Raw genomic sequence first — 23,263 nt, forward strand, 5'->3', positions numbered from 1 at the left:
ACCACATGAAGTTAAAAGTAACAAAAGTGTGAGGAGGAAAAGAGATGTCATGTGAAAGATGTAACAATCCGCTTGCAAGGGAAATGTATGCAGAATTAGAAGTTTTTATTGATGCCCTACCAGAAAAACGAGGTGCATTGATTTCTGTACTTCATAAGGCACAAGCTATTTTTGGATATCTACCTAAGGAAGTTCAAGAATTTGTAGGTCAAAAGCTAGGGGTTTCAGCAGCACAAGTTTATGGTGTAGTAAGTTTTTATTCTTTCTTTACAATGGAGCCGAAAGGGAAATACCCTATTTCAGTTTGTTTAGGAACAGCTTGTTATGTAAGAGGTGCAGATCGTGTATTAGATGCTTTTAAAAGTGAACTAGGTATCGAGGTTGGACAAACAACAGAAGATGGTAAGTTTTCTTTAGACGCCTTACGATGTGTAGGTGCATGTGGGTTAGCACCTGTTGTCATGATAGGGGATAAAGTCTATGGACGTATTAACACAGCTGAACAAGTAAAAGAAATTATTGCAGAATACCAAGATTAGGACTGCGAATAAATAAGGAGGGTAAGCTATGACGAAAATCATGTCGCTCGATCAGCTTAAGACATTAAGGGATAATGTAAAAAATAAAGTGGATCTTCGTGTAAAAGGCGAAAATGTAGATAATATGGTAGTAGTTCGTGTAGCAATGGCAACCTGTGGAATAGCTTCTGGGGCAAGAGAAGTAATGAATTATTTGGCAGAACTAGTAAGAGATGAAAAAGTGGAAAATGTAGTGATTACACAAAGTGGATGTATGGGATACTGCTATGCGGAGCCTACCATTGAAGTCACACTTCCGGGCAAAGAACCTGTTGTGTATGGCAATGTTGACAAAGAAAAAGCAAAGGAAATCTTAGAAAAACACATCCTTGGTGGTGAAATGGTAGATGGCATCATTCCAACTATCCATAAATCCCTTGATGAGTAATGGAAAGAAGGTGCTAAAATGTCTCAATATACAATGCATATTTTAGTTTGTGGAGGTACAGGATGTATCTCATCAAGATCCCATGAGATTGTTGAAAATCTTAAGTTACATATTGAGGAAGCGGGTATGAGTGACACCGTTCAAGTATTGACAACAGGGTGCTTCGGTTTCTGTGAAAAAGGTCCTATCGTAAAGATTCTTCCAGATAATACGTTTTATGTGCAAGTGAAACCAGAAGATGCAAAAGAAATTGTATTAGAGCATGTGGTCAAAGGAAGAAAAGTAGAAAGACTCCTTTATATTGATCCAGCTACAGATGATAGCGTTTCTGACTCCAAACATATGGATTTCTATAAAAAGCAAATGCGTGTAGCGCTTCGTAACTGTGGATTTATTGATCCAGAAAATATTGATGAATACATTGCAAGAGATGGTTATGCAGCACTTGGGCAAACTTTGGCTATGACCCAGCAAGAAGTCATTGATGAAGTGAAGAAGGCAGGCCTTCGTGGACGTGGGGGCGGTGGATTCCCTACAGGTTTAAAATGGGAATTTGCTTATAAGAATAAGAGCGACCAAAAGTATGTAGTATGTAATGCAGATGAAGGAGATCCAGGTGCATTCATGGATCGTTCTATCCTTGAAGGTGATCCTAACTCTATTGTAGAGGCCATGGCTATTTGTGGTTATGCCATTGGTGCAAATAAAGGGCTTGTCTATATTCGTGCAGAGTATCCTTTAGCAGTGAAGCGTCTAGAAATTGCCATTAACCAAGCACGTACATATGGACTATTAGGTGAAAACATTTTAGGCACAGACTTTAACTTTGATATTGAAATTAAATTTGGTGCAGGAGCTTTTGTATGTGGTGAAGAAACAGCGCTTATTCACTCTATGGAAGGGTTACGTGGGGAACCTACTACCAAACCCCCATTCCCTGCTGAAAGTGGTTACTGGAATAAGCCAACCAATGTGAATAACGTTGAGACCCTTGCCAATATACCTGTTATCTTCTTAAAAGGTGCAGACTGGTTTAGTCAAATAGGAACAGAAAAATCAAAAGGGACTAAAGTATTTGCACTTGCAGGTAAAATTAACAACGTAGGTCTTATTGAAGTGCCAATGGGGATCACATTAAGAGAAGTTATTTATGATATTGGTGGCGGTATCAAAGATGGTAAGAAATTTAAATCTGTTCAAACAGGCGGGCCATCTGGTGGTTGCCTCACAGAAAAAGATTTAGATACACCTATCGACTTTGATAACTTGATTGCCAAAGGTTCTATGATGGGTTCAGGTGGTATGATTGTTATGGATGAGACAGACTGTATGCCTGCCGTAGCTAAATTCTACCTTGAGTTTACAGAAGAAGAATCTTGTGGCAAATGTACACCTTGTCGTGTAGGAACAAAACGTCTTTGCGAAATCCTTACCAAGATTGTAGAAGGTAAAGGGACTATGGAAGACCTTGATATATTAAAAGAACTCAGTGCAGTCATTAAAGACACAGCACTTTGTGGTTTAGGTCAAACAGCACCTAACCCCGTTTTATCAACTTTAGAAGCGTTTGAAGATGAGTACATTGCCCATGTTCGTGATCATAGATGTCCAGCAGGTAAATGCAGTGCCTTACTTGAATACAACATTACAGACAAATGTATTGGATGTACTGCATGTTCTAGAATTTGTCCAGTCAATGCTATTTCAGGTAGTCCAAAACAAAAACATACGATTGATCATGCAAAATGTATTAAATGTGGTGCATGTATGACGAAATGTCGTTTTGGCGCTATTGTCAAAGAGTAGGGGGAAGAATGAATATGTCAGAACTTAAAATTACGATAGATGGAAAAGAAACTTTTGTAAACCCAGGTGCAACGATTCTTACTGCAGCAAGACAAGTAGACGTAGAAATTCCTACACTTTGTCATCTTAATTTGCATGGGACAGCTATGGAAAATCAGATAGCTTCTTGCCGTGTATGTGTGGTAGAAGTTGAAGGAAGAAGAAACTTAGCACCAGCTTGTGCAACACCTGTCACTCAGGGAATGGTTGTTAAAACAAACACACCACGTGTGATGCAATCCCGTCGTATGGTACTAGAACTTTTACTTTCAGACCATCCAAAAGATTGCTTAAGCTGTGAAAAAGCAGGAAACTGTGAGCTTCAAGATATGGCTGTGAAGTTTGGTATTCGCCAAGTACGCTTTGACCATAACTATGCACAATCTACTTATCCAAAACAAGCAGGGGTATCTATTATACGTGATATGGACAAATGTATTATGTGTCGTAGATGTGAGACTATGTGTAACAAAGTACAAACGGTAGGTGCACTTTCCGGTGTACATAGAGGATTCCCATCCTATGTTGGAACAGCTTTTGGTGCACCACTTGAAGACACAGTGTGTACACAATGTGGTCAATGTGTAGCTGTTTGCCCAACGGGTGCATTAGTAGAAAATGAGCAAATAAACGAAGTATTAGCACAACTTGCAAATCCAAATAAGACAGTACTCGTACAAACAGCACCTGCAGTACGTGCTGCACTAGGGGAAGCCTTTGGCATGGAACCTGGTACACTTGTAACAGGTAAGATGGTAGCAGCCCTTAGAAGACTTGGATTTGATTATGTATTTGATACAGACTTTGCAGCAGACGTAACCATTATGGAAGAAGGTTCAGAGCTTATTGACCGAATCACAAAAGTGATGAATGGGGATGAATCTGTGAAATTGCCCCTGCTTACAAGTTGTTGCCCAGCGTGGGTGAACTTCTATGAAACCCAATTTGGCAATATGCTTGACTATCCTTCAACAGCAAAATCTCCACAACAAATCTTTGGGGCTATTGCTAAGAGTTACTTTGCAGAAAAAATAGAAGTACCACGTGAGAAAATGACAGTAGTCTCAATTATGCCATGTCTTGCTAAGAAATATGAAGCAGATCGCCCAGAGTTTGAAAAGGATGTAGATATTGCCCTTTCAACACGTGAGCTTGCAGCGCTTATTAAACAAGCGAATATTGACTTTGAAAGTCTACCAGAAGAAGACTTTGACAATCCTTTAGGCGAATCTACAGGTGCAGCAGTTATCTTTGGTACAACAGGTGGGGTTATTGAAGCAGCAGTGCGTACAGCCTATGAAAAGATTACAGGAGAAACACTTGAAAAAGTTGAATTTGAAGCGCTTAGAGGATTTGAAGGTGTAAGAATGGCAACGGTGAAAGTGGGAGAACTTAATCTTAACATCGGTATTGCACATGGTCTTGGAAATGCAAGAACGTTGATGGAAGAGATTAAAGCAGGTAATCCACACAACTTCCACGCTATTGAAGTGATGGCGTGCCCAGGAGGCTGTGCAGGTGGTGGTGGGCAACCTTATCACCATGGAGATATCGAAGTTGTTCAAAAACGCCGCGAGGCACTTTATAGAGAAGACGAAGGTAAGCCAGCACGTAAATCTCATGAAAACCAAGCAGTGCTTCAAATGTATGAAGAATACTTTGGTCATCCAATGAGTCACAAGGCTCATGAGTTGTTGCATACAAGTTATAGTAAGAAAGATAGAATTTAATAGATTTAGCAAGAGTGGGGGCTATATTATAGCTCCCTTTTTGTTGTAATTGGCGTATATAGTGTAGCCGATGTGTGAGAATACCTAATTAATTTGGAGGTGTCTCGTTGAAGAGATTAAAACACTATTTATTGAATATGAACAATCAAACAACCACCTATAAGGAGATGTATGAAGGGCGTGTGGCACCGAGCGCCTAGAGGTATCTGATATGGGGTTCATTCTCATAGGGGGTGAGCGGTAACTGTTTCCTAAATTGGATATTGCAGGTCCTGTCTATTAGATGTACTAGGGTGAGGCTTGTAGGAAAATAATGAGTATTTTAATGGTATAAAGAGTAGTTTGAAACATATAGAAAGAAAGCATGATATACATTTTAATCGAAAGGAATAGTTATAAATATAGCTTGATGAGAAAGGGGATAAATTTTTATGATTACGATTAGGCCTTTTAGGGCGTGGAGACCGAATGGGAAGTTCGTGGGTGAAGTGGCGGATTTACCTTATGATGTGGTAACAGATGATGAGGTTAGGGAACGATTAAAGGCGCATCCCTATTCTTTTTTAAGAGTGGATAAGCCGGAGGCATGGTGCGGGGCTACTAATCAAGCAGATGTGGCTAAAGCAGCACACAATGCGTTGCAGGACCTTATAGATGGAGGGATACTGGTCCAAGATCAACAGGAGTGCTTGTATATTTATGGGATAGAGTCTAAATGGGGGAGTCAATATGGCATAGTAGGCTGTTTTGCTTGTCAAGAGTATAATGAGGGAAAAATTAAAAGACATGAGAAGACAAGGGCGGATAAGGAAGCAGATCGTGCAAGGCATGTGGAGGCTTGTAAGGCGCATACAGGACCTATATTTTTAACATGTCAGGAAGAAAAAGCACTTCAAAGATGGATTAGGGGATATTGTAGGACGTATGAAGCACTCTATGCATTTCAAGATGAGTATGGGGCTTGGCAAGCTATCTATAAAGTTTCGGGTCAAAAAGAACTAGAAGAATTAAGAAGTCTATTTGCAAATATAGAGGCTCTTTATGTAGCAGACGGACATCATCGTTTACAAGCAGCTTCTACATATGCGGCATCACGGAGTAACGAGAAGCAGTCAAAGGATCGAAATGGAGAAGGCATCAAAGGGGAGTATGATTACTTTTTGGGGGTGGTTTTTCCAAAGTCTGAGCTATGTATTTTGGATTATAACCGTGTTCTAAAAGATGAAAGTGGCTTATCTAAGCAAGCGTTTTTACAGCAATTAGAAGTGAACTTCCACGTCACTCAAATTTCAAAAGAGTATTTTAAACCAAAGACTAGGCATGTATTGGGGATGCGTTATAAGAAAGAGTGGTATGCTTTAAGCATAAGAGAGGAGGTTCTAGTGCATTATAAAGATGACGTTGTAGGTGTATTAGATACTGATCTTTTACAAAAACTTATTTTAGGTCCTATTTTTCATATACAAGAACCTAGAACAGATAAGCGTATTGATTTTGTTGGAGGTGTTAAGGGGGGAGAGGTCTTAAACGATTTAACCGAGGACAGATGGGATGTGGCTTTTAGTTTATATCCTACCTCTATAGAGGAATTGATAGCTGTTGCAGATGCGGGGGCACTCATGCCACCTAAGTCTACTTGGTTTGAACCTAAGCTTAGAAGTGGATTATTTATACATTCTTTTTGACAAATAGGCTTATCCATTGACAAATTTAACTGAATTTCATATAATCATTATCATAATAAGCATATGAAAAGCTATACTAAGTATATAAATAGAATAAGTGACATGCGACGATGAGGAGTAGTAAATAAAAAAGGGTTTTCAGAGAGGGAAACAAGGGTGGGAGTTTCCTAATACCTATTTATTGAAGCAGCCTTTGAGCATACATCTTGAACCAAAGTAGGGATGTACGGGTAACTGCGTTAGAAGTTTCAGAGGGATACCTACTTTATGGGTATAACTAGGGTGGTACCGCGAGCAACCTCGTCCCTATTTTGGGGATGAGGTTTTTTTATTTGCCCAAAAATGGATATGGGGTGATTTTATGCACAAACTTAGTATAGTCAGTGAACAAAACCCATTGGATGCGCTTTACATTCCAAGTCCTTTAGTTTGCGAGCCAATTATGCGTGTTTGGCTGGTAAAAGAGGCCTATGAAGCCTTTTATAAGCTGAGCCGAGATATGCAAGACAATGGCCTAAGCCCTGTTTTAGGGATAAGAGGCTATCAGTGCTTTGCTTATCAGAAAAAGCTTTACTTAAACGAGGCACAAAGGCTGATAAGGCTTGGAGAAAAAGGAATAAATGCTTATGAAAAAGCAAAACAGCACACACTGCCACCTGGTTGTAGTGAACATCAACTTGGGGTTGCTATTGATGTAGGATTATCCAAACAAGATAAGCCTACGGATGCTCAAAGTTTTGAAAGCACTAGCCAGTTTAGGTGGATGAGCCAATATGCAAAAGAATATGGTTTTATACTCAGGTACCCAAAAGATAAGGAAAGTGTAACAGGTGTTAGCTATAGGCCTTGGCATTACCGATATGTAGGTGTTGGGCATGCTAAAAAAATGGATAAACTTAGTCTTTGTCTGGAGGAATACTACCAAACATTTTATGCACACTAAAGTTTTTTAAATATAAGGAGGAATACACATGAAACAATTTAGTTTAAATGAACTAAGAGAAATGTATTTAAGTTTCTTTGAGTCAAAAAATCACTTACGTAAAAAAAGTTTTCCAGTTGTACCACAAAATGATAATAGCTTACTTTTAATCAATGCAGGGATGGCACCACTTAAACCTTACTTTACAGGTCAAGAAGTACCACCAAGTAAACGTATGACAACTTGTCAAAAATGTATTCGTACAGGTGATATCGAAAATATTGGTAAAACAGCACGTCACTTAACTTGTTTTGAAATGCTTGGGAACTTCTCGTTTGGGGATTACTTCAAAGAAGAAGCGATCAGTTGGGCATGGGAGTTTGTAACAAAAGTACTTGAACTTCCAGAAGAGCGTCTTTTTGTATCTGTATATGAGGAAGACCAACCAACAGCAAAAATCTGGCATGACAAAATGGGTGTGGCAGAAGATCATATCGTTTTTTTAGGTAAAGAAGATAACTTCTGGGAAGTAGGGGTAACAGGTCCATGTGGTCCATGTTCAGAAATTTACTTCGATAGAGGACCAGAATATGGTTGTGACTCACCAACCTGTGCAGTAGGCTGTGATTGTGACCGTTTCATGGAATTTTGGAACTTAGTATTTACACAATTTGATAGACAAGAAGATGGTACTTACTTACCACTTCCAAATCCAAATATTGATACAGGTATGGGACTTGAAAGACTTGCAACAATGATGCAAGGTGTAAGTTCTGTATTTGATGTAGATACTTTTAAAGCCATTCGTGACCATGTTTGTGCACTTGCAAATGTGACTTATGGAAAAAGTGACAAAACAGATATGTCTATTCGTGTCATTACTGACCATATCCGTTCAGCAACATTTATGGCATCTGATGGGGTACTTCCATCAAATGAAGGTCGTGGCTACGTTATGAGAAGACTTATCCGTCGTGCGGTAAGACATGGTAAACTTTTAGGTATTCAAGGCCTCTTCTTAAAAGAACTTGTAAAAACAGTAGTCGATAATTCAAAACATGAATATACTGAACTTGAAGACAAGTTTGATTACATTGTTAAGCTTCTTACTGTAGAAGAAGAAAACTTCAATAAAACAATCGAACAAGGTCTTACTATCTTAAATGGTTACATTGAAGGACTTGAAGCAAAAGGTGAAACAGTATTAAACGGTGAAGCTTGCTTTAAACTCTATGACACTTATGGATTCCCTATTGACTTAACAAGTGAAATCTTAGAAGAAAAAGGCTTAAGCATCGATGAAGAAGGTTTCAAACTTGAAATGGAAGCACAAAGAAAACGTGCACGTGAAGCCCGTGGTGAAACAAACTACTCAGGCCGTGATAAAAACGTATATGATGAACTTCCAAATACACTTACAACAGCGTTTGTAGGTTATCAACAACTTGAAGTAGAAAGTACAATTGATGCACTTGCTACTCATGAAGCGCTTGTTAGCGAAGCAACAGAAGGTATGGAAGTCAATATCGTTTCTAAGAGCACACCATTCTACGCTGAAAGTGGCGGGCAAATGGGGGATAGTGGTACAATCACAACAGCAAATGGTACGGTAGAGGTTACAAACACAACAAAGGTTGTAGGTGGCAAATTTGCTCACCATGGTAAAGTGGTAGCAGGTACAATCAAACAAGGTGAAGTAGCAACTTTCAAAGTAAACCCTGCAATGCGTCTTGACTCAGCACGTAACCATAGTGCAACCCATCTTCTTCAAAAAGCACTTCGTGAAGTAGTAGGTGGGCATGTAGAGCAAGCGGGTTCTAACGTAACAAATGAACGTTTAAGATTTGACTACACACACTTTGAAGCTTTAACAAGTGAGCAACTTGAGCGTGTAGAAGCTATTGTAAACGAAAAAGTTTTAGAAGCACTTGATATTACAACAATGGAAACGTCTATTGATGAGGCAAGAAAATTAGGTGCAATGGCACTCTTTGGTGAAAAGTACGGAGATGTTGTACGTGTTGTAGATATGGGGAGATACTCTATCGAACTTTGTGGTGGAACACACCTTGTCAATACAGCTCAAATTGGTACTTTCAAAATTGTTTCTGAAACAGGAGTTGCATCAGGGGTTAGACGTATTGAAGCAGTCACTGGCCGTGGTGCAATTAGCTACTACCAAACTATTGAAAAAGAACTTAATGAAGTAGCTAAGCTTACAAAAGCTAAAAAAGATAGCGTAGCTAAAAAAGTAGAACACATCTTAGCAGAAAGCAAAGAGCTTCAAAGAGAAAATGATAAAATCAAAGCTGAGATAGCAAAATCTGAAGCTGAAAACATTTTAGATGAAATTCAAGAAGTAGCAGGATTTAAAGTATTAGTAGCAGAACTTCCAAGTATGGATATGAATGGTCTTCGTAACATGGGAGACACTTTCAAAGATAAACTTGGTGAAGGTGTTGTGGTTCTTGCTAGCTGTATGGACGAAAAAGTAAGTTTGGTAGCTATGGCAACAAATGGAGCAGTTATTGCAGGTATCCATTGTGGCAATATCATCAAAACTTCAGTAGCAGTCGTAAACGGAGGCGGCGGCGGTCGTCCTAATATGGCACAAGCTGGTGGTAAAGACGCTTCAAAAGTAAAAGAAGCCCTTGAAACAGCAAAAGAAATCATAAATCAACAATTAAATAAGTAAAAGTTATTAAGAATCTATTGACGTAATCCTATATGTCAATTATAATTTATGGTAGTGCTTTAATCTTTTCTCCGTACAAATGCATAAAGCACGATACTGCAGCCCGGAGGGAGGGAAAGAAATGTCAGAGGTTACTGTTCGCGAAAATGAATCTTTAGATAGCGCTCTTCGTCGTTTTAAAAGAAATTGTGCTAAAGCAGGTATCATGCAAGAAATTCGTAAAAGAGAACATTACGAAAAACCAAGTGTGAAACGTAAAAAGAAATCAGAAGCAGCACGCAAAAAAAATAGACAATACTAATAATTGGTGATGTCTGCCCACAGTCTACTTCGGTAGAGTAAGGTTAGGCGGCTAAGCTGTGCTATATTCAAGACATTTGTCTTGAGCAACATATAAATCCTAGAAATGCTATGCATTTCTAGGATTTTTGTGTTTATAGCACTTTCTTTTTTTATACAAGTTATACCTGTCCTACTCCTTGCATAAATATAGAGATAAGGAGGGGGAATACCATGAAAAAAGATATGAAAGACAAAAAGAAAGAATGGGTACTTGGTGTAATGGATACTTTAGAAGTACCGCAAGAAACTATCTTAGATATTCCGATTATTTCTTTCATTGGCAATCGTGAAATTGCAATAGAAAACTTCATTAGCATTGTAGAGTATGACGAAGATATTATTCGTCTTAAGACAACGTGTGGGGAACTTGCTATTGTAGGTAAGCACTTAGAAGCCAAGAGTATGGATAGCGAGCAAATACAGATTAAGGGCCAAATCCAATCAGTCGGCTACGACCAGAAAGGGTGAATGATTTGTTCGTATCATTATGGAATTATTTAAGAGGTTATGTTATAGTAGAAGTAAGTGGCTATGCCCTTGAAAAATTTATGAATTTAGCCTTAAAAGACAGTGAATATTTTTGGAATATTACACGTAAAAATAATAAAATGTACCTGCATACCACTACTAAAGGATTCAAAAGGTTAAAGCCTTATGCTAAAAGGTCTAAATGTCATTTACACATTACAGAAAAGAGAGGATTGCCCTTTCTTCAATTTCGCTATCGTAAGCGCTGGATGTTAGCTATAGGGAGTCTTATCTTTGTAGGATTACTCTACCTGCTTTGCTCTTTTGTTTGGCTAGTAGAAGTAGAGGGGTGTCAGCGTCTAAATGATACGGAGGTCATAGAGACATTAGAAACACATGGCTATGAAGTGGGTAAATTCAAAGGGAAATTAGACTTAAGAAAAGCAGAACAAGTGCTCATTGATGCTTATCCAGAGATTATTTGGACAGGTGTTAAATATCAAGGAACCAAGTTGGTTATTCAAATTAGTGAATCAGTTCCAAAGCCTGTGCTAGTTGATGAAAAGGAACCTTGCAATTTAGTTGCAACAAGAGATGCACTCATTACATATATTGCGACAGACAGAGGAATGCCACAAGTTAAAAAAGGAGATACTGTTAAAAAAGGAGACCTATTAGTTTCTGGAAGTATTCCTTTTAACGATGAATCAGGTGCAAGTTACTTGGCTCATGCTAAAGCACAAGTCCGCGCTAAAACAGGCTATGCACTTACAGCGAGTATGCCTCTTGAAAGTATAAAAAAAGAGTATACCCAACGCGTCAGTACACGTTATAACTTGAAATTATTTGACTTTAAGATTCCAATTTGGAAACAGCATGCAAAAGACGTTTATAATTATTATGATGAAGTCGTAACGGTGAAGCAATTTAAACTCACAAAGCAATTTCCACTTCCATTTTATTTTGAGCGTACTCAAAAAGTAGAATATATACCTCAAAAACAAAGGATAGAAGAAGACGTAGCAAAAGAAAAGTTATACGCTAAACTATATGATACACTCTTAGAAAAGTTAGATAAAGATTCTAAGGTGCTTTACCATGAAGTCACTTATAAGCAAGAAGAAGGTAAATTAGTTGCATCCTTACAAGCTATTGTGGAAGAAGATGTAAGTGAACGTGTTCACTTAACAGCTGAAGAAATGATGCCCTTAAATGGAGTAGAAGGAGAAAATGAATAATGGGATTAGACGAAAAGAAAATTCAAATACCAACATGTTATATAGCGGGGATTTTCGGGAAATTTGATGAGCATATTAAACTCCTTGAAAAACTCTTTAATATTAAAGTGGTTCTAAGAAATGAAGATATTAAAATTTCAGGTGAACCACCTCAAATTGATTTAGCCATTAAAACGTTCCAAGAACTTTTAAGTATTGCTGAAAAAGGAGAGGTTATTGATACACAAATGGTAGAGTATACAGTAGATCTGATTAAGAAAAAACAGGATCAAGCCTTTTCCCTTTCAAGCCAAGACTTGATTACAGTGACTTCAGCAGGTAAGCCCATTAAGGCAAAAACAATGGGCCAAAAGCAATACATTGAAAATATTAGAAGAAACATGATTGTTTTTGGTATAGGACCCGCGGGTACTGGTAAGACGTATCTAGCCATGGCGATGGCTGTACACGCTTTTAGAAAAAATGAAGTGAGTAAGATCATTTTAACACGTCCTGCTATTGAAGCTGGGGAGAAACTAGGCTTTTTGCCAGGAGACCTTCAAAGCAAGGTAGACCCTTACTTACGTCCACTTTATGATGCCCTATTTGAAATTATGGGACCTGAACAATTCGAAAAGAATATGGAAAAAGGATTAATTGAAGTTGCACCTCTTGCTTACATGAGAGGACGTACTTTAAACAATGCATTTGTTGTTCTTGATGAAGCACAAAATACAACCCCTCCACAGATGAAGATGTTTTTAACACGACTAGGATTCAATTGCAAAGCGATTATTACAGGAGACCTTACACAAATCGACTTACAAGCGGATCAAAAAAGTGGATTAAAAGAAGCAAGTCGTATACTTTCTAAAGTAGAGGGAATCGGTTTTAGCTACTTAGACCGTAATGACGTTGTACGTCATCCATTAGTTCAAAAGATTGTAGACGCCTATGAAGATTATGAAAAAGTACAAAAGCATTCAAAAAATGACCGCTAATTTTAGCGGCATTTTTTGAAAGAAGGAGGTAGGGGATGAAGAGATTTAGATGGGAAGTTTTATATATTTTAATTGCCATCGTATTAACCTTTACTGTTGTAAGCTCGGGAGATTACTTTGGTAAAAAAATCAAAATAGAAGTGGGGCAAATTGCACCTGAGACCATTGAAGCACCCTTTCAGGTGGAAAATGAGCTCGCAACTCAAAGAAAAAAAACTCTAGCTGAAAACACTACACCTGATGTGTATAAAATGGATGAACAAGTACTAGATAAGGGACTTGCTAATATTGACTTGCTCTTTAACTACGTTGAAACATTGAAAACCTCAGGCATTACAGAAGAATTTGGTACCTCACCTGTACAAATATTACAAAGTAAATCACCCATTCCTCTTTATGAAGATGAATATAAAAGCCTATTGAATACAGATTTAGCTGAATTACATAGCATAGAGCAAATTTGCATTAATTTACTTACTAATGTAATGGATGCAGGTATAAAAGAAAATGAAAATAAATCTTTAGATGTACGCACCAAATTAGAACGTACAGACCTAAGTAATAGTCAACAAAAGATTGCCTATGAAATTATTTATACTCAAATCAAGGCGAATTTTATAGTGGATAAGGAATCGACTGCACTGGCAAAAGAGGAAGCGAGAAACAGTGTGGAACCTATCTATATTTTGCAAGGTGAGCGTGTGATTGAACAAGGGACTCGTGTGAGCGAAGAGGCCTATGCGATTTTAAATAAAATTGGCTACTTAAACACAGATGACGTTGAGAGTTATAGTCAATATATGGGATTACTTGCACTGATTTGTTTGATTGTTCTTTACGTGTTCCGTACGATTCGTGCAGATAAGAATATGAGAAACTTCACCAGAGGGCAGACAGGTCTTATTGTTATTTTATATATTATTTCATTAGGAATTATTCGTGTGCTTATGGCAGGAGACTACATCTATATGCCTTTGGCATTTGCTCCGTTGCTCATTGCTATTTTAATTGATAAAGACGTAGCAATTATAATTCATCTTGTGCTCTTAGTAGTGGCAGCAACTGCTCATAAGGCGGATTTGGTGTTTGTGACCTATCATCTATTGAGTGGACTTTTAAGTATATCTATTATCACAGCCATGCAAGAACGTAAAGAAACGATGCGAAATGCTCTTTTTATTGGAAGCATACAAGCACTCCTTTTTATCAGTTTGAACTTACTCGTAGGAATGAATATTTCTAGCCAGCTCCTTTTTAAAGCAGCAGAGGCATTTTTGGTAGGACTTGTGGTCGTTATTTTAGTAGTGGGAAGCCTCCCACTTTGGGAAGCTGCCTTTGGTTTTATTACGCCCATTCAGCTCTTAGAACTTACCAATCCAGATCAGCCTGTATTAAAACGTCTTTTGATAGAGGCTACAGGCACTTACTATCACAGTCTTTTAGTTGCTAATTTAGCAGAAACAGCAGCAAATGAGATTGGTGCTAATGCTTTGATGACAAGAGTAGGTGGGTACTATCATGATATAGGAAAACTGACTTGTAGCAACTACTTTAAAGAAAATCAAGTTTTAGAAAATCCTCATGACTACTTGGATCCCAAATCTAGTGCAAATATTATCTTATCTCATGTGACATCTGGTATAGAGCTTGCAGATGCTTATAAACTTCCTAAATGCGTTAAGGACATGATTTGTGAACATCATGGAACAAGTATGGCAGGATATTTTTATATTAAAGCTAAAAACATGGAAGGTGATGCTGTAGACCCTAGTGACTTCACTTATAACGGTCCTAAGCCACAGACAAGAGAAGCTGCACTTATTATGCTCGCAGACGTTGTAGAAGCTACTGTACGCTCTATGCAACATAAGATTGGAAAGGAAATGGCAGTAGAAGATATTGTTAGAAAAATGGTGAGACAAAAACTAGATGAAGGACAGTTAGATGAATGTCCACTATACATCTCAGATTTAGAAAAAATTATTGAGTCCTTTACACGGATGCTCAAAGGGATGTATCATGAACGTATTGAATACCCAGATAGAAAGGTTAAATAACATGAATTTATACTTAGAAGATGACTACGAATTTTTTGAACAACAAGAAGGTCTATTGGACACGGTTAAGGCTGTTATTAATAAATGTTTGGAGATTGAAAAGGTGCCTTATCCAGCAGAAATTAGCTTAACAATTGTAGATAAAGCTGAAATACAAGCAATCAATAAGGAACATCGTGAGATGGATAAGCCTACAGATGTCCTTTCTTTTCCTCAGATTGACTCAGTAGCGAACGGTGTGATTGGCTGGGATAATCTTGACGAAGCGTCTATCATGAATTATGATACTAAAGACATTCTACTTGGTGATATTGTGCTTTGTTATGAAGTAGCACAAGAACAAGCCAAAGAATATGGACATGCACTCAAACGAGAAGTTTGCTTTTTAGTGGCCCATAGTATGTTCCACTTATTAGGTTATGATCATATGAATGAAAGTGATGAAGAACTCATGATGGCTAAACAAAATCAAGTTCTTGAGACTTTAAATATAGGAAGATAGGAGCGATCTTATGGAAAATTATAAAGCGTTAGTGGAAAAGGCAAAAGAAGCGAGAGAATATGCTTATGTACCTTACTCAAAGTTTAAAGTAGGTGCGGCTTTGCTTACAGAAGATGGCAAAATTTATACAGGATGTAATGTAGAGAATGCTTCTTATGGCGCCACTAACTGTGCTGAGCGTACAGCTATCTTTAAAGCGGTATCAGAAGGTACAACATGCTTTAAAGCTATTGCAATTGTAAGTAGTAGCAAAGACTTTACTTACCCATGTGGCATATGCCGCCAAGTTATTGGTGAATTTATGAAACAAGGGGAGATTATCCTAGAAAATGCAGAGGGTGAAATGAAAGTCTATGCTTTCAATGACTTATTACCTTACCACTTTGGAAAAGAAGAACTGAACAAATAAGGAGACTATTATGAAAGATACATTTAAATCAGGGTTCATTTCAATAATTGGGAGAACCAACGTAGGGAAATCTACACTTATGAATCGCCTCATCGGTGAAAAGATAGCGATTATGTCTAACAAACCTCAAACAACACGTAACCGTATTCAAACGGTACTGACTACACAAGAGTATCAAGCTATTTTTATCGATACACCAGGGATTCATACCCCTCAAAATAAACTTGGTGAAATGATGATTAAGACAGCCAATACAACACTTAACGAAGTAGATATCATTTTTTACCTTGTTGAACCAGAACCAATCATTGGGAAAAATGAAGCAGGAATTATTGAAAAACTTAAAACAGTGAAGACGCCTATTTTCCTTTGTATCAACAAAATTGATAGCGTTTCAAAGGAAGATGTGGCAAAAACTATTGATAAGTATAAAGAGCAATTAGAGTTTGCTGAAATTATTCCGATTTCTGCTTATGAAGGAAATAATGTAGATGCCCTTTTAAAATGTATTGGAAAATACTTGCCAGAAGGTCCACATTTCTTCCCAGATGACGTGTTGACAGACCAACCTGAAAGACAAATTGTGGCAGAAATGATTCGTGAAAAAGCACTCCATCTTTTAGATAAAGAAATTCCTCATGGTATTGCAATAGAAATAGATTCCATGAAAGCAAGACCAAAAGGTGATATAGTAGATATTGAGGCAACTATCGTATGTGAAAGAGACTCTCACAAGCGTATTATCATTGGTAAAAACGGTACAATGATTAAAGATATTGGAAGCAAAGCACGTTACGATATGGAAAGACTTCTTGGCTCTAAAGTTTATTTAACGCTATGGGTTAAAGTGAAGAAAAACTGGAGAGATAGTCAATTCTTATTGAAGAACTTTGGATTTAATAATGACGAATTTTAAATAGTCAAGGGCTTAAGAGGTGGAAGTTTTTTTATAGCATAGCCTGAATAAACTTGCACAAGCTAACAGTAGATAAGCTTAAAGGGGGCATTCGTATGTTAAATCACTTATGGAAATGTTTTGAGACTACAGGAGATATTGCAACCTATCTAGAGTTTAAAGAATATGAAAAAACTAGAGAAAGCTTAGCAGAAAAGAGAGTGGATGAGACATAAACAACTATGGTAATTAAAGTGACAGGTATTATTCTAAAAGAGTATGTAGTAGGAGAGAGTGATAAATTTATCACTCTCTTTACAAAAGAATTAGGTAAGATTCAAGTGGGCGCACCACGTGCTAAGAAGTTTGATAAAGGTATGGCTTCTGGAACAGAGCTGTTTGTCTATGGTGAATTTGTGATGACACAGTTTAAGCATACATACAAACTCGTCGGTGTAGAGCCCCAATTTACTTTTCATCATTTAAGAGAAGATTTGATGACTTTAAGTTATGCTTCTTATATTGCTGAGTTTATCAGTGAGGTAGCGATAGAAGGTAGTGGCAATGAGCAGCTATTATCGCTGATGCTTTATACTTTACATAGTTTAGAAAAAATGGGAAGTGAGGCATGTGAGCGTATTCGTCGTACGTTTGAAATGCGTGCATTGGGGGTATTAGGCTTTAGACCAGAGCTTGACCACTGTATTAGTTGTGGGACACCTACACCACAAAACCCTGACAAACGCTATGCGCTGTATCCTGCAGAAGGTGGTATTATTTGTGAAGCTTGTAAAGGAGCAGCACGTGTATTGACTATGAGTTATACCACTTGGTATGTACTTCATTACATTTTAGGTGCACCTTTTAAGACCTTATTCCATTTTGAAATTAAACCGTATGTCCTAAAGGAAATAGGTAATGTGTGTGATACATTAGTCACCTATTACATAGAGAAACCTTTTAAAACCCTTGAATTTATTAAGAGCTTAGAAAATTTAGCATAGATTTTCTAAGCTCTTTCTTCGCTTATAAACTAATCTATGCTATAATAAATAGGAATATTTTGGGGTATCCTTAAAAATAGGAGGTGTAGAATGAATAAAAAAATACTGTTATTCGACGGTTTAAGTATTGCTAATAGAGCCTTTTATGGTATACCACTACTGACTAACAAAGAAGGTCACTATACCAATGCGGTTTATGGATTTATCAATATTATGCTCAGCATAATCGAAAAGGAAAAACCTGATTTAGTAGGTATTGCATTTGATGTGAGTGCACCTACTTTTAGACATATTCAATGTGAAGATTATAAGGGTACACGAAAGGGAATGCCACAAGAGTTACGTGAGCAAATCCCTCTTTTAAAGACTGTACTACAGGCTATGAACATCCATATGATGGAGAAGGCTGGATTTGAGGCCGATGACCTGTTAGGGACATTGGCTAAAGCAGGTGAACGTGACGGATATCGAATGGTAGTAGTATCAGGAGACCGTGACTTACTTCAAATTACAAGTGAAACCATTGAGCTTAAAATTCCTAAGACTAAACAACAAGGAACAGAAATTGAAAGCTACTATGCTAAAGATGTAGAAGCGAAATATGAGGTAACTCCAGAGGCATTTATTGATGTCAAAGGATTAATGGGAGATGCTTCTGATAATATTAAAGGTGTACCCGGAATAGGTGAAAAAACCGCCATCAAATTGGTTAAAACCTATGGGTCTATTGAAAATTTATATGAACATATTGAGGAGATTACTCAAAAAAAATTAAAAGAAAACTTAGTCACTTATAAAGACCAAGCACTAGAAAGTAAAATGCTTGCAACCATTGTCTGTGATGTAGAACTTGAGTACACATGGGACGAGTTTAGCTTAGACCTTACCCTTTCAGAAGAAGCCGAAGAACTCTTTAAAAACTTAGAGTTTAAGAAACTTATTACAAAGCTTCCAAGAGCTTCTGCTAGTAAACCAGTAGAGCAAGTAGAAGTGCACGTTTTAAGTGGATTAGAAGTGGCTGCAGGTGCGGGTGAATGTGCTATAACTTATGCCTATGAAGAAGGTCAATTAGATTTAGGGTTAGCTTTTGATGGAAAAGTGGGCTGCTTAAGCTTTGATTTAGAAGATCCCAATCAAGTAACAACTTTGAAAGCATTCTTTGAGCAAGAACAAGGCCTAAAGGTTATTCATGACAGTAAGCAGCTTAGACATATTCTTTGTCCTTATCACATAGAGATAAAAGGACAGGTATTTGATACTTTTATTGCGGCTTATTTAATTGAACCAACCAATGAAACTTATGAAATTAGTGAAATAGCAGATCGTTTCTTAGGAATGCAAAATGTAGTAAGTACCGAAAGTCTTTTAGGCAAAGGCAAAAGTATGAAGGCATGGCTCAGCTTAGAAACTGAAGAACGTACACGCTTCCTAACAGAACGTGCCCATGTACTACAAGCGGCTTATCCAGTCCTAAAAAAAGAAATTGATGACAACGAGATGCAAGAACTGTTCTATGGTATTGAGATGCCCCTTGTAAAAGTGTTGTTTGATATGGAAGTAGAAGGGGTTAAAGTTGATGTAGAGAAGTTGAAGGCTTATGGCAAAGAATTAGATGCATTGATTGAAACGGTAGCTGAAAAAGTTTACCAAGCCGCAGGAGAAACCTTTAATATCAATTCGCCTAAACAACTGGGGGCCATTCTCTTTGAGAAGATGGATATTCCAGCTGTGAAGAAAACTAAGACAGGCTACTCTACAGCTGCAGAAGTTTTAGAAAAACTTAAGGATGGATACCCTATTGTAGAAGATATTTTAGCCTATAGACAATATACTAAGCTCAAATCTACTTATGTAGAAGGACTCCTCGCAGTGATGACCAAAGCGCAAAAAATTCACTCAAGCTTTAATCAAACGATTACAGCAACAGGACGTATTAGTTCAACAGAGCCAAACTTGCAGAACATCCCGATTAAACTCGAAATGGGTAAACGTATTCGTGAGCTATTTATTCCTTCTTCGGATGAATATATCTTCCTAGATGCGGACTACTCACAAATTGAGTTACGTGTACTGGCTTCTTTAGCTGGAGATGAAAAGTTGATTCATGCATTCAATGAAGGCATTGATATTCATACTTTAACGGCATCTGAAGTATTCCATGTTCCATTTGAAGAGGTATCACCACTGGAAAGAAGTAATGCGAAGGCCGTTAACTTTGGTATTGTTTATGGCATGGGTGCCTTTTCATTATCTGAAGACTTAAAGATTACACAAAAAGAAGCAGCGGCTTATATCGAAGGTTACTTTGAGAAGTATCCAAAGATTAAAGACTACTTAGATAGTTGCGTATCCTATGCAAGAGATCATGGCTATGTTAAAACAATTTTTAATCGTAAGCGTGAAATTCCAGAAATTAATTCTAAGAACTTTAACTTACGTGAGTTTGGAAAACGTAAAGCCATGAATACACCAATCCAAGGGGCAGCAGCTGATATCATTAAGCTTGCCATGGTAGATGTACATCAAGCTTTACAAGAAGAAGGATTACGCTCAAAAGTTGTTCTGACCGTACACGATGAGCTTTTACTTGAAGTGTATAAACCAGAACAAGCACAAGTAGCCAAACTACTGAAAGAGAAAATGGAGCAAGCCGTTGATTTAAAAGTGACCTTATCTGTTGATGTACACAGTGGGGAAAACTGGCTAGCTGCTAAATAGGAGAGTAAGATGCAAACAATAGGAATTGTTGGAGGAATAGGAGCGGGAAAAAGCACAGTTGTCTCTTTACTCTGCGAGCTTAGGAAGTGCTTTGTCATTGGAGCAGATGAAATAGGACATAAAATTTTATTAAAAGATGATCTAGCTTATGACCAAGTGGTTAAGGTGTTTGGGCAAGACATCCTAGATGAAGAAGGCAATATTGTACGTCGTAAATTAGGCGCGATTGTTTTTAGTGATCGTACAAAGTTAGAACAGCTTAATCAAATTACGCATCCTATTATTTTCCGGGAAATAAAATTATTAGTAGATAAGTGCAAGGCCCAAGGGGAATGGGACTTGGTCATTATTGATGCAGCACTTTTAATTGAAATAGGGCTTATCCCATTGACCGATTATGTACTTGCTATTTATACAGATGAAAAAACACGTCTAGAAAGATTGATGAAACGTGATGGATTTACTAAAGAACAAGTGTTAGAACGGATTAATAAACAGAAAAAATGGGAAGAATTAGAAAAAGTCTCTGACTTCGTCATTGATAACCGTTATACACGTCAACATACAAAAGAACAAATGATAGAGATGTTAGATCAATTATAAAGGGGTATTGACGTGAAGGTAAGAAGATATTTAAAGGTATTAATATGTGGTTTATTGGTGATTTGCATAGGGGTTGCAACCCCTTTTGTACTTTTGCGTAGGCCCTATAGGGAATGGGTTGAAAGTTATAGTGAGACTTATGGCGTCGATTCACTTTTAGTATATGCTGTTATGAAAGCAGAAAGTGATTATGATCCTAAGGCACTGTCAAGAAGTGGTGCAAAGGGGCTTATGCAGATTATGAATAAAACAGGAAGTTGGGGCGCCACAGAGTGTGAAATCCCAAATTATTCAAGTGATCAATTATTTGACCCAGAAATCAATATTCAGATTGGATGTTGGTATTTGGCAAAACTAATGAATCAATATGAGGGAGATCAAAACTTAGCTTTAGCAGCCTACAATGCGGGCTCGGGCAATGTAGCCAAGTGGCGTGCAAATACCCTTTATAGCAAAGACGGGAGAGTATTGCATACGATTCCTTTTAAAGAAACAGACAAATATGTTCAAAAAGTGAGTTTCTACTATACTCTATACCGATTGCTATATAGTCACTAAGGAGGAAAAGAATGATTCATAAGTTTGGTAAAGTACTTGCTATTTTTATGTGCATGGTGCTACTAGTAGGATGCTCAAGTTTTGGAAATGGTAAAAATCCAGATGTAGAGGAAGAAATTCCTACTCAAGAAGTGGTAGAAGAGAAGCCTACACCAGTAGCCTCAAAGTTGTTGACCATTGGTATGCAAAATCCTATAACCCTTCATCCTATTTACAATATGGATAAGAGCATTCAACAAAATATGTACTTACTCTTTGATACACTTGTCAAAATCAATGAAGATGGAAGTATTAGTCCTAATGTAGCTCAAAACTTCGTCTATAGTGAAGCTGATAAATGTATGCGTATTGATTTAAGACAAGATGTGAAGTGGCATGATGGTACCGATTTAACAGCAGAGGATGTGGCTTATACCTTAGAAGTCATTCAAAAAGCGAGCGAATCACCTTATAAGTTAAGTGGCCAAAATATTGCTAATATTCAAGTTGTTGATCGTTATACAGTCAAGATTTATTATAGACAAGCTTTTAGTGGTGCGTATCAAACGCTCTTTTTCCCTGTTATTCCTAAACATATTTATACAGGAACACAGGCAGAACAAAAAGACTTATTACCTATAGGTTCAGGACCTTATAAGTATGCAGAAAGTGTATCTCATAAAGAAATTACACTGGTTGCCAATGACAACTATTTTAAGGGTAAACCTCAGATTGAAACAATTAAAGTCATGATTATTCCTGATGAGGAAAGTTTGTTATATGCTTTTGAACAAGGCTTGATAGATGTCATCTATACAGATGTTATGGACTGGGGGAAATATGCCAAAGATAAGTCCGCTAACATTTATGAGTTAGGAACCAGTTGCTATGAGTTTATGGGACTCAATCATAATAAGCCTATTTTCCAAAATGCTAATATTAGGAGTGCGTTGGTGTATGCACTAGATAGGCAGAAGATGTCTGATGTGTATTATTTAGGACATTCTGTTGTGACAGATACATTAATTGCACCACACTCCTATCTTTTTGACCCTACCATGCAAATTAAAAGTTATGACTTAGAAAAAGCTAAACTACTTTTAGTAGGAGAAGGCTATACTTATGATGAAGAAACTAAGCTTTTTGTCAAAAATAATATACCTTTAGGCTTTACCTTACTTGTTAATCAAGAAAATAAAGAACGTGTAAAAGTGGCAGAAAGTATTAAGAAAATGTATCAAGAAGTAGGCATAGAAGTTACAGTAGAAAAGATGGATGCACTCACTTTTAAAGAGCGTATTTATAATAAACAATTTGAAGCCTTTTTAGGGGGATGGAAACTCTCCTATATACCAGATGTAACCTTTGCACTTCATTCTAGTCAAATAACGGCTGGAGATAACTTTGTAAGTTATAATAATCCTACGATGGATAGTTATATTCAAGAAGCTTTTAGCGCCCATCCAGATAAAATTGTAGAGGCCTATAGTAAGTTACAGCAATATATAGCAGACCAAAATCCTTATATTAGTTTGTACTTCAAAAATGGTGCACTCATTACTAAGAAAAAAGTAGGTGGCAATATTCAACCTACTCCTCTCAATATGTATGCTAACATTGAAGAATGGGAAATTGTAGACTAGTTCAGATGAACTAGTCTTTTCTTA

Annotated in this window: 21 protein-coding genes and 1 other annotated feature; all 21 genes read left to right on the forward strand. The window is 37.4% G+C overall.

The features are described 5' to 3' along the window. Window positions 1-44: 44 nt before the first annotated feature. The 21 genes from RRY75_RS01715 (at window position 45) to RRY75_RS01815 (ending at window position 23,239) form a co-directional block, all read left to right on the forward strand. Window positions 45-539: an NADH-quinone oxidoreductase subunit NuoE family protein gene (locus RRY75_RS01715; RefSeq protein WP_332715489.1), complete on the forward strand. Its 495-nt coding sequence runs from the start codon at window positions 45-47 to the stop codon at window positions 537-539. 28 nt (window positions 540-567) lie between these two features. Next, window positions 568-966, forward strand: a complete 399-nt coding sequence (locus tag RRY75_RS01720; protein WP_332492954.1) for a (2Fe-2S) ferredoxin domain-containing protein — start codon at window positions 568-570, stop codon at window positions 964-966. A gap of 18 nt (window positions 967-984) precedes the next feature. Then, window positions 985-2,772: an NADH-quinone oxidoreductase subunit NuoF gene (locus RRY75_RS01725; protein ID WP_332492956.1), complete on the forward strand. Its 1,788-nt coding sequence runs from the start codon at window positions 985-987 to the stop codon at window positions 2,770-2,772. A 14-nt stretch (window positions 2,773-2,786) separates the two neighbouring features. Next, window positions 2,787-4,541: an NADH-dependent [FeFe] hydrogenase, group A6 gene (locus RRY75_RS01730; protein WP_332492958.1), complete on the forward strand. Its 1,755-nt coding sequence runs from the start codon at window positions 2,787-2,789 to the stop codon at window positions 4,539-4,541. A 431-nt stretch (window positions 4,542-4,972) separates the two neighbouring features. After that, window positions 4,973-6,226 (forward strand): DUF1015 domain-containing protein, encoded by a 1,254-nt coding sequence (locus RRY75_RS01735; protein WP_332492960.1) that lies wholly within the window; start codon window positions 4,973-4,975, stop codon window positions 6,224-6,226. A gap of 98 nt (window positions 6,227-6,324) precedes the next feature. Next, window positions 6,325-6,537, forward strand: a binding site (T-box leader). 50 nt (window positions 6,538-6,587) lie between these two features. Continuing rightward, window positions 6,588-7,169, forward strand: a complete 582-nt coding sequence (locus RRY75_RS01740) for a M15 family metallopeptidase (RefSeq protein ID WP_332492962.1) — start codon at window positions 6,588-6,590, stop codon at window positions 7,167-7,169. Window positions 7,170-7,197: 28 nt separating this feature from the next. Next, complete coding sequence (gene alaS, locus RRY75_RS01745; protein ID WP_332492964.1) at window positions 7,198-9,843, forward strand: alanine--tRNA ligase; 2,646 nt, start codon at window positions 7,198-7,200, stop codon at window positions 9,841-9,843. A 121-nt stretch (window positions 9,844-9,964) separates the two neighbouring features. Next, complete coding sequence (rpsU, locus tag RRY75_RS01750; protein ID WP_053985353.1) at window positions 9,965-10,144, forward strand: 30S ribosomal protein S21; 180 nt, start codon at window positions 9,965-9,967, stop codon at window positions 10,142-10,144. 212 nt (window positions 10,145-10,356) lie between these two features. Then, window positions 10,357-10,653 (forward strand): YabP/YqfC family sporulation protein, encoded by a 297-nt coding sequence (locus RRY75_RS01755; RefSeq protein WP_332492979.1) that lies wholly within the window; start codon window positions 10,357-10,359, stop codon window positions 10,651-10,653. Between the two features lie 5 nt (window positions 10,654-10,658). Beyond that, entirely contained in the window at window positions 10,659-11,891 is a 1,233-nt protein-coding gene (yqfD, locus tag RRY75_RS01760) for a sporulation protein YqfD (RefSeq protein WP_332492981.1), read from the forward strand. Next, window positions 11,891-12,871: a PhoH family protein gene (locus RRY75_RS01765; RefSeq protein WP_332492983.1), complete on the forward strand. Its 981-nt coding sequence runs from the start codon at window positions 11,891-11,893 to the stop codon at window positions 12,869-12,871. Before yqfD ends, RRY75_RS01765 begins: the two co-directional genes overlap by 1 nt. Before the next feature lie 35 nt (window positions 12,872-12,906). Beyond that, window positions 12,907-14,928 (forward strand): HD family phosphohydrolase, encoded by a 2,022-nt coding sequence (locus RRY75_RS01770; RefSeq protein WP_332492985.1) that lies wholly within the window; start codon window positions 12,907-12,909, stop codon window positions 14,926-14,928. Next, a complete protein-coding gene (gene ybeY / locus RRY75_RS01775) occupies window positions 14,891-15,430 on the forward strand; it encodes an rRNA maturation RNase YbeY (RefSeq protein ID WP_332492987.1) in 540 nt (179 codons plus the stop codon). The genes RRY75_RS01770 and ybeY overlap by 38 nt, the downstream gene beginning before the upstream one ends. Window positions 15,431-15,440: 10 nt before the next feature. Then, window positions 15,441-15,839, forward strand: coding sequence for a cytidine deaminase (locus RRY75_RS01780; protein ID WP_332492989.1), 399 nt, complete (start codon window positions 15,441-15,443; stop codon window positions 15,837-15,839). 10 nt (window positions 15,840-15,849) lie between these two features. Beyond that, the gene (gene era / locus RRY75_RS01785) at window positions 15,850-16,755 is read left to right on the forward strand and encodes a GTPase Era (protein WP_332492991.1); all 906 of its coding nucleotides are present in this window, start codon (window positions 15,850-15,852) and stop codon (window positions 16,753-16,755) included. A 95-nt stretch (window positions 16,756-16,850) separates the two neighbouring features. Then, the gene (locus tag RRY75_RS01790) at window positions 16,851-16,970 is read left to right on the forward strand and encodes a YqzL family protein (protein WP_332492993.1); all 120 of its coding nucleotides are present in this window, start codon (window positions 16,851-16,853) and stop codon (window positions 16,968-16,970) included. A gap of 6 nt (window positions 16,971-16,976) precedes the next feature. Next, window positions 16,977-17,738, forward strand: a complete 762-nt coding sequence (gene recO / locus RRY75_RS01795; RefSeq protein WP_332492995.1) for a DNA repair protein RecO — start codon at window positions 16,977-16,979, stop codon at window positions 17,736-17,738. 90 nt (window positions 17,739-17,828) lie between these two features. Continuing rightward, the gene (polA, locus tag RRY75_RS01800; protein WP_332527178.1) at window positions 17,829-20,456 is read left to right on the forward strand and encodes a DNA polymerase I; all 2,628 of its coding nucleotides are present in this window, start codon (window positions 17,829-17,831) and stop codon (window positions 20,454-20,456) included. Window positions 20,457-20,465: 9 nt separating this feature from the next. After that, the gene (coaE, locus tag RRY75_RS01805) at window positions 20,466-21,059 is read left to right on the forward strand and encodes a dephospho-CoA kinase (protein ID WP_332493000.1); all 594 of its coding nucleotides are present in this window, start codon (window positions 20,466-20,468) and stop codon (window positions 21,057-21,059) included. A 12-nt stretch (window positions 21,060-21,071) separates the two neighbouring features. Next, window positions 21,072-21,617, forward strand: a complete 546-nt coding sequence (locus RRY75_RS01810; RefSeq protein WP_332493002.1) for a lytic transglycosylase domain-containing protein — start codon at window positions 21,072-21,074, stop codon at window positions 21,615-21,617. Window positions 21,618-21,628: 11 nt separating this feature from the next. Continuing rightward, window positions 21,629-23,239 carry a peptide ABC transporter substrate-binding protein gene (locus RRY75_RS01815; protein WP_332493004.1) on the forward strand — a complete coding sequence of 537 codons (1,611 nt, stop codon included), beginning with the start codon at window positions 21,629-21,631 and terminating at the stop codon, window positions 23,237-23,239. Window positions 23,240-23,263: the final 24 nt, after the last annotated feature.

This window comes from Niameybacter sp., from assembly GCF_036655075.1.
GTDB lineage: Bacteria > Bacillota > Clostridia > Lachnospirales > Cellulosilyticaceae > Holtiella.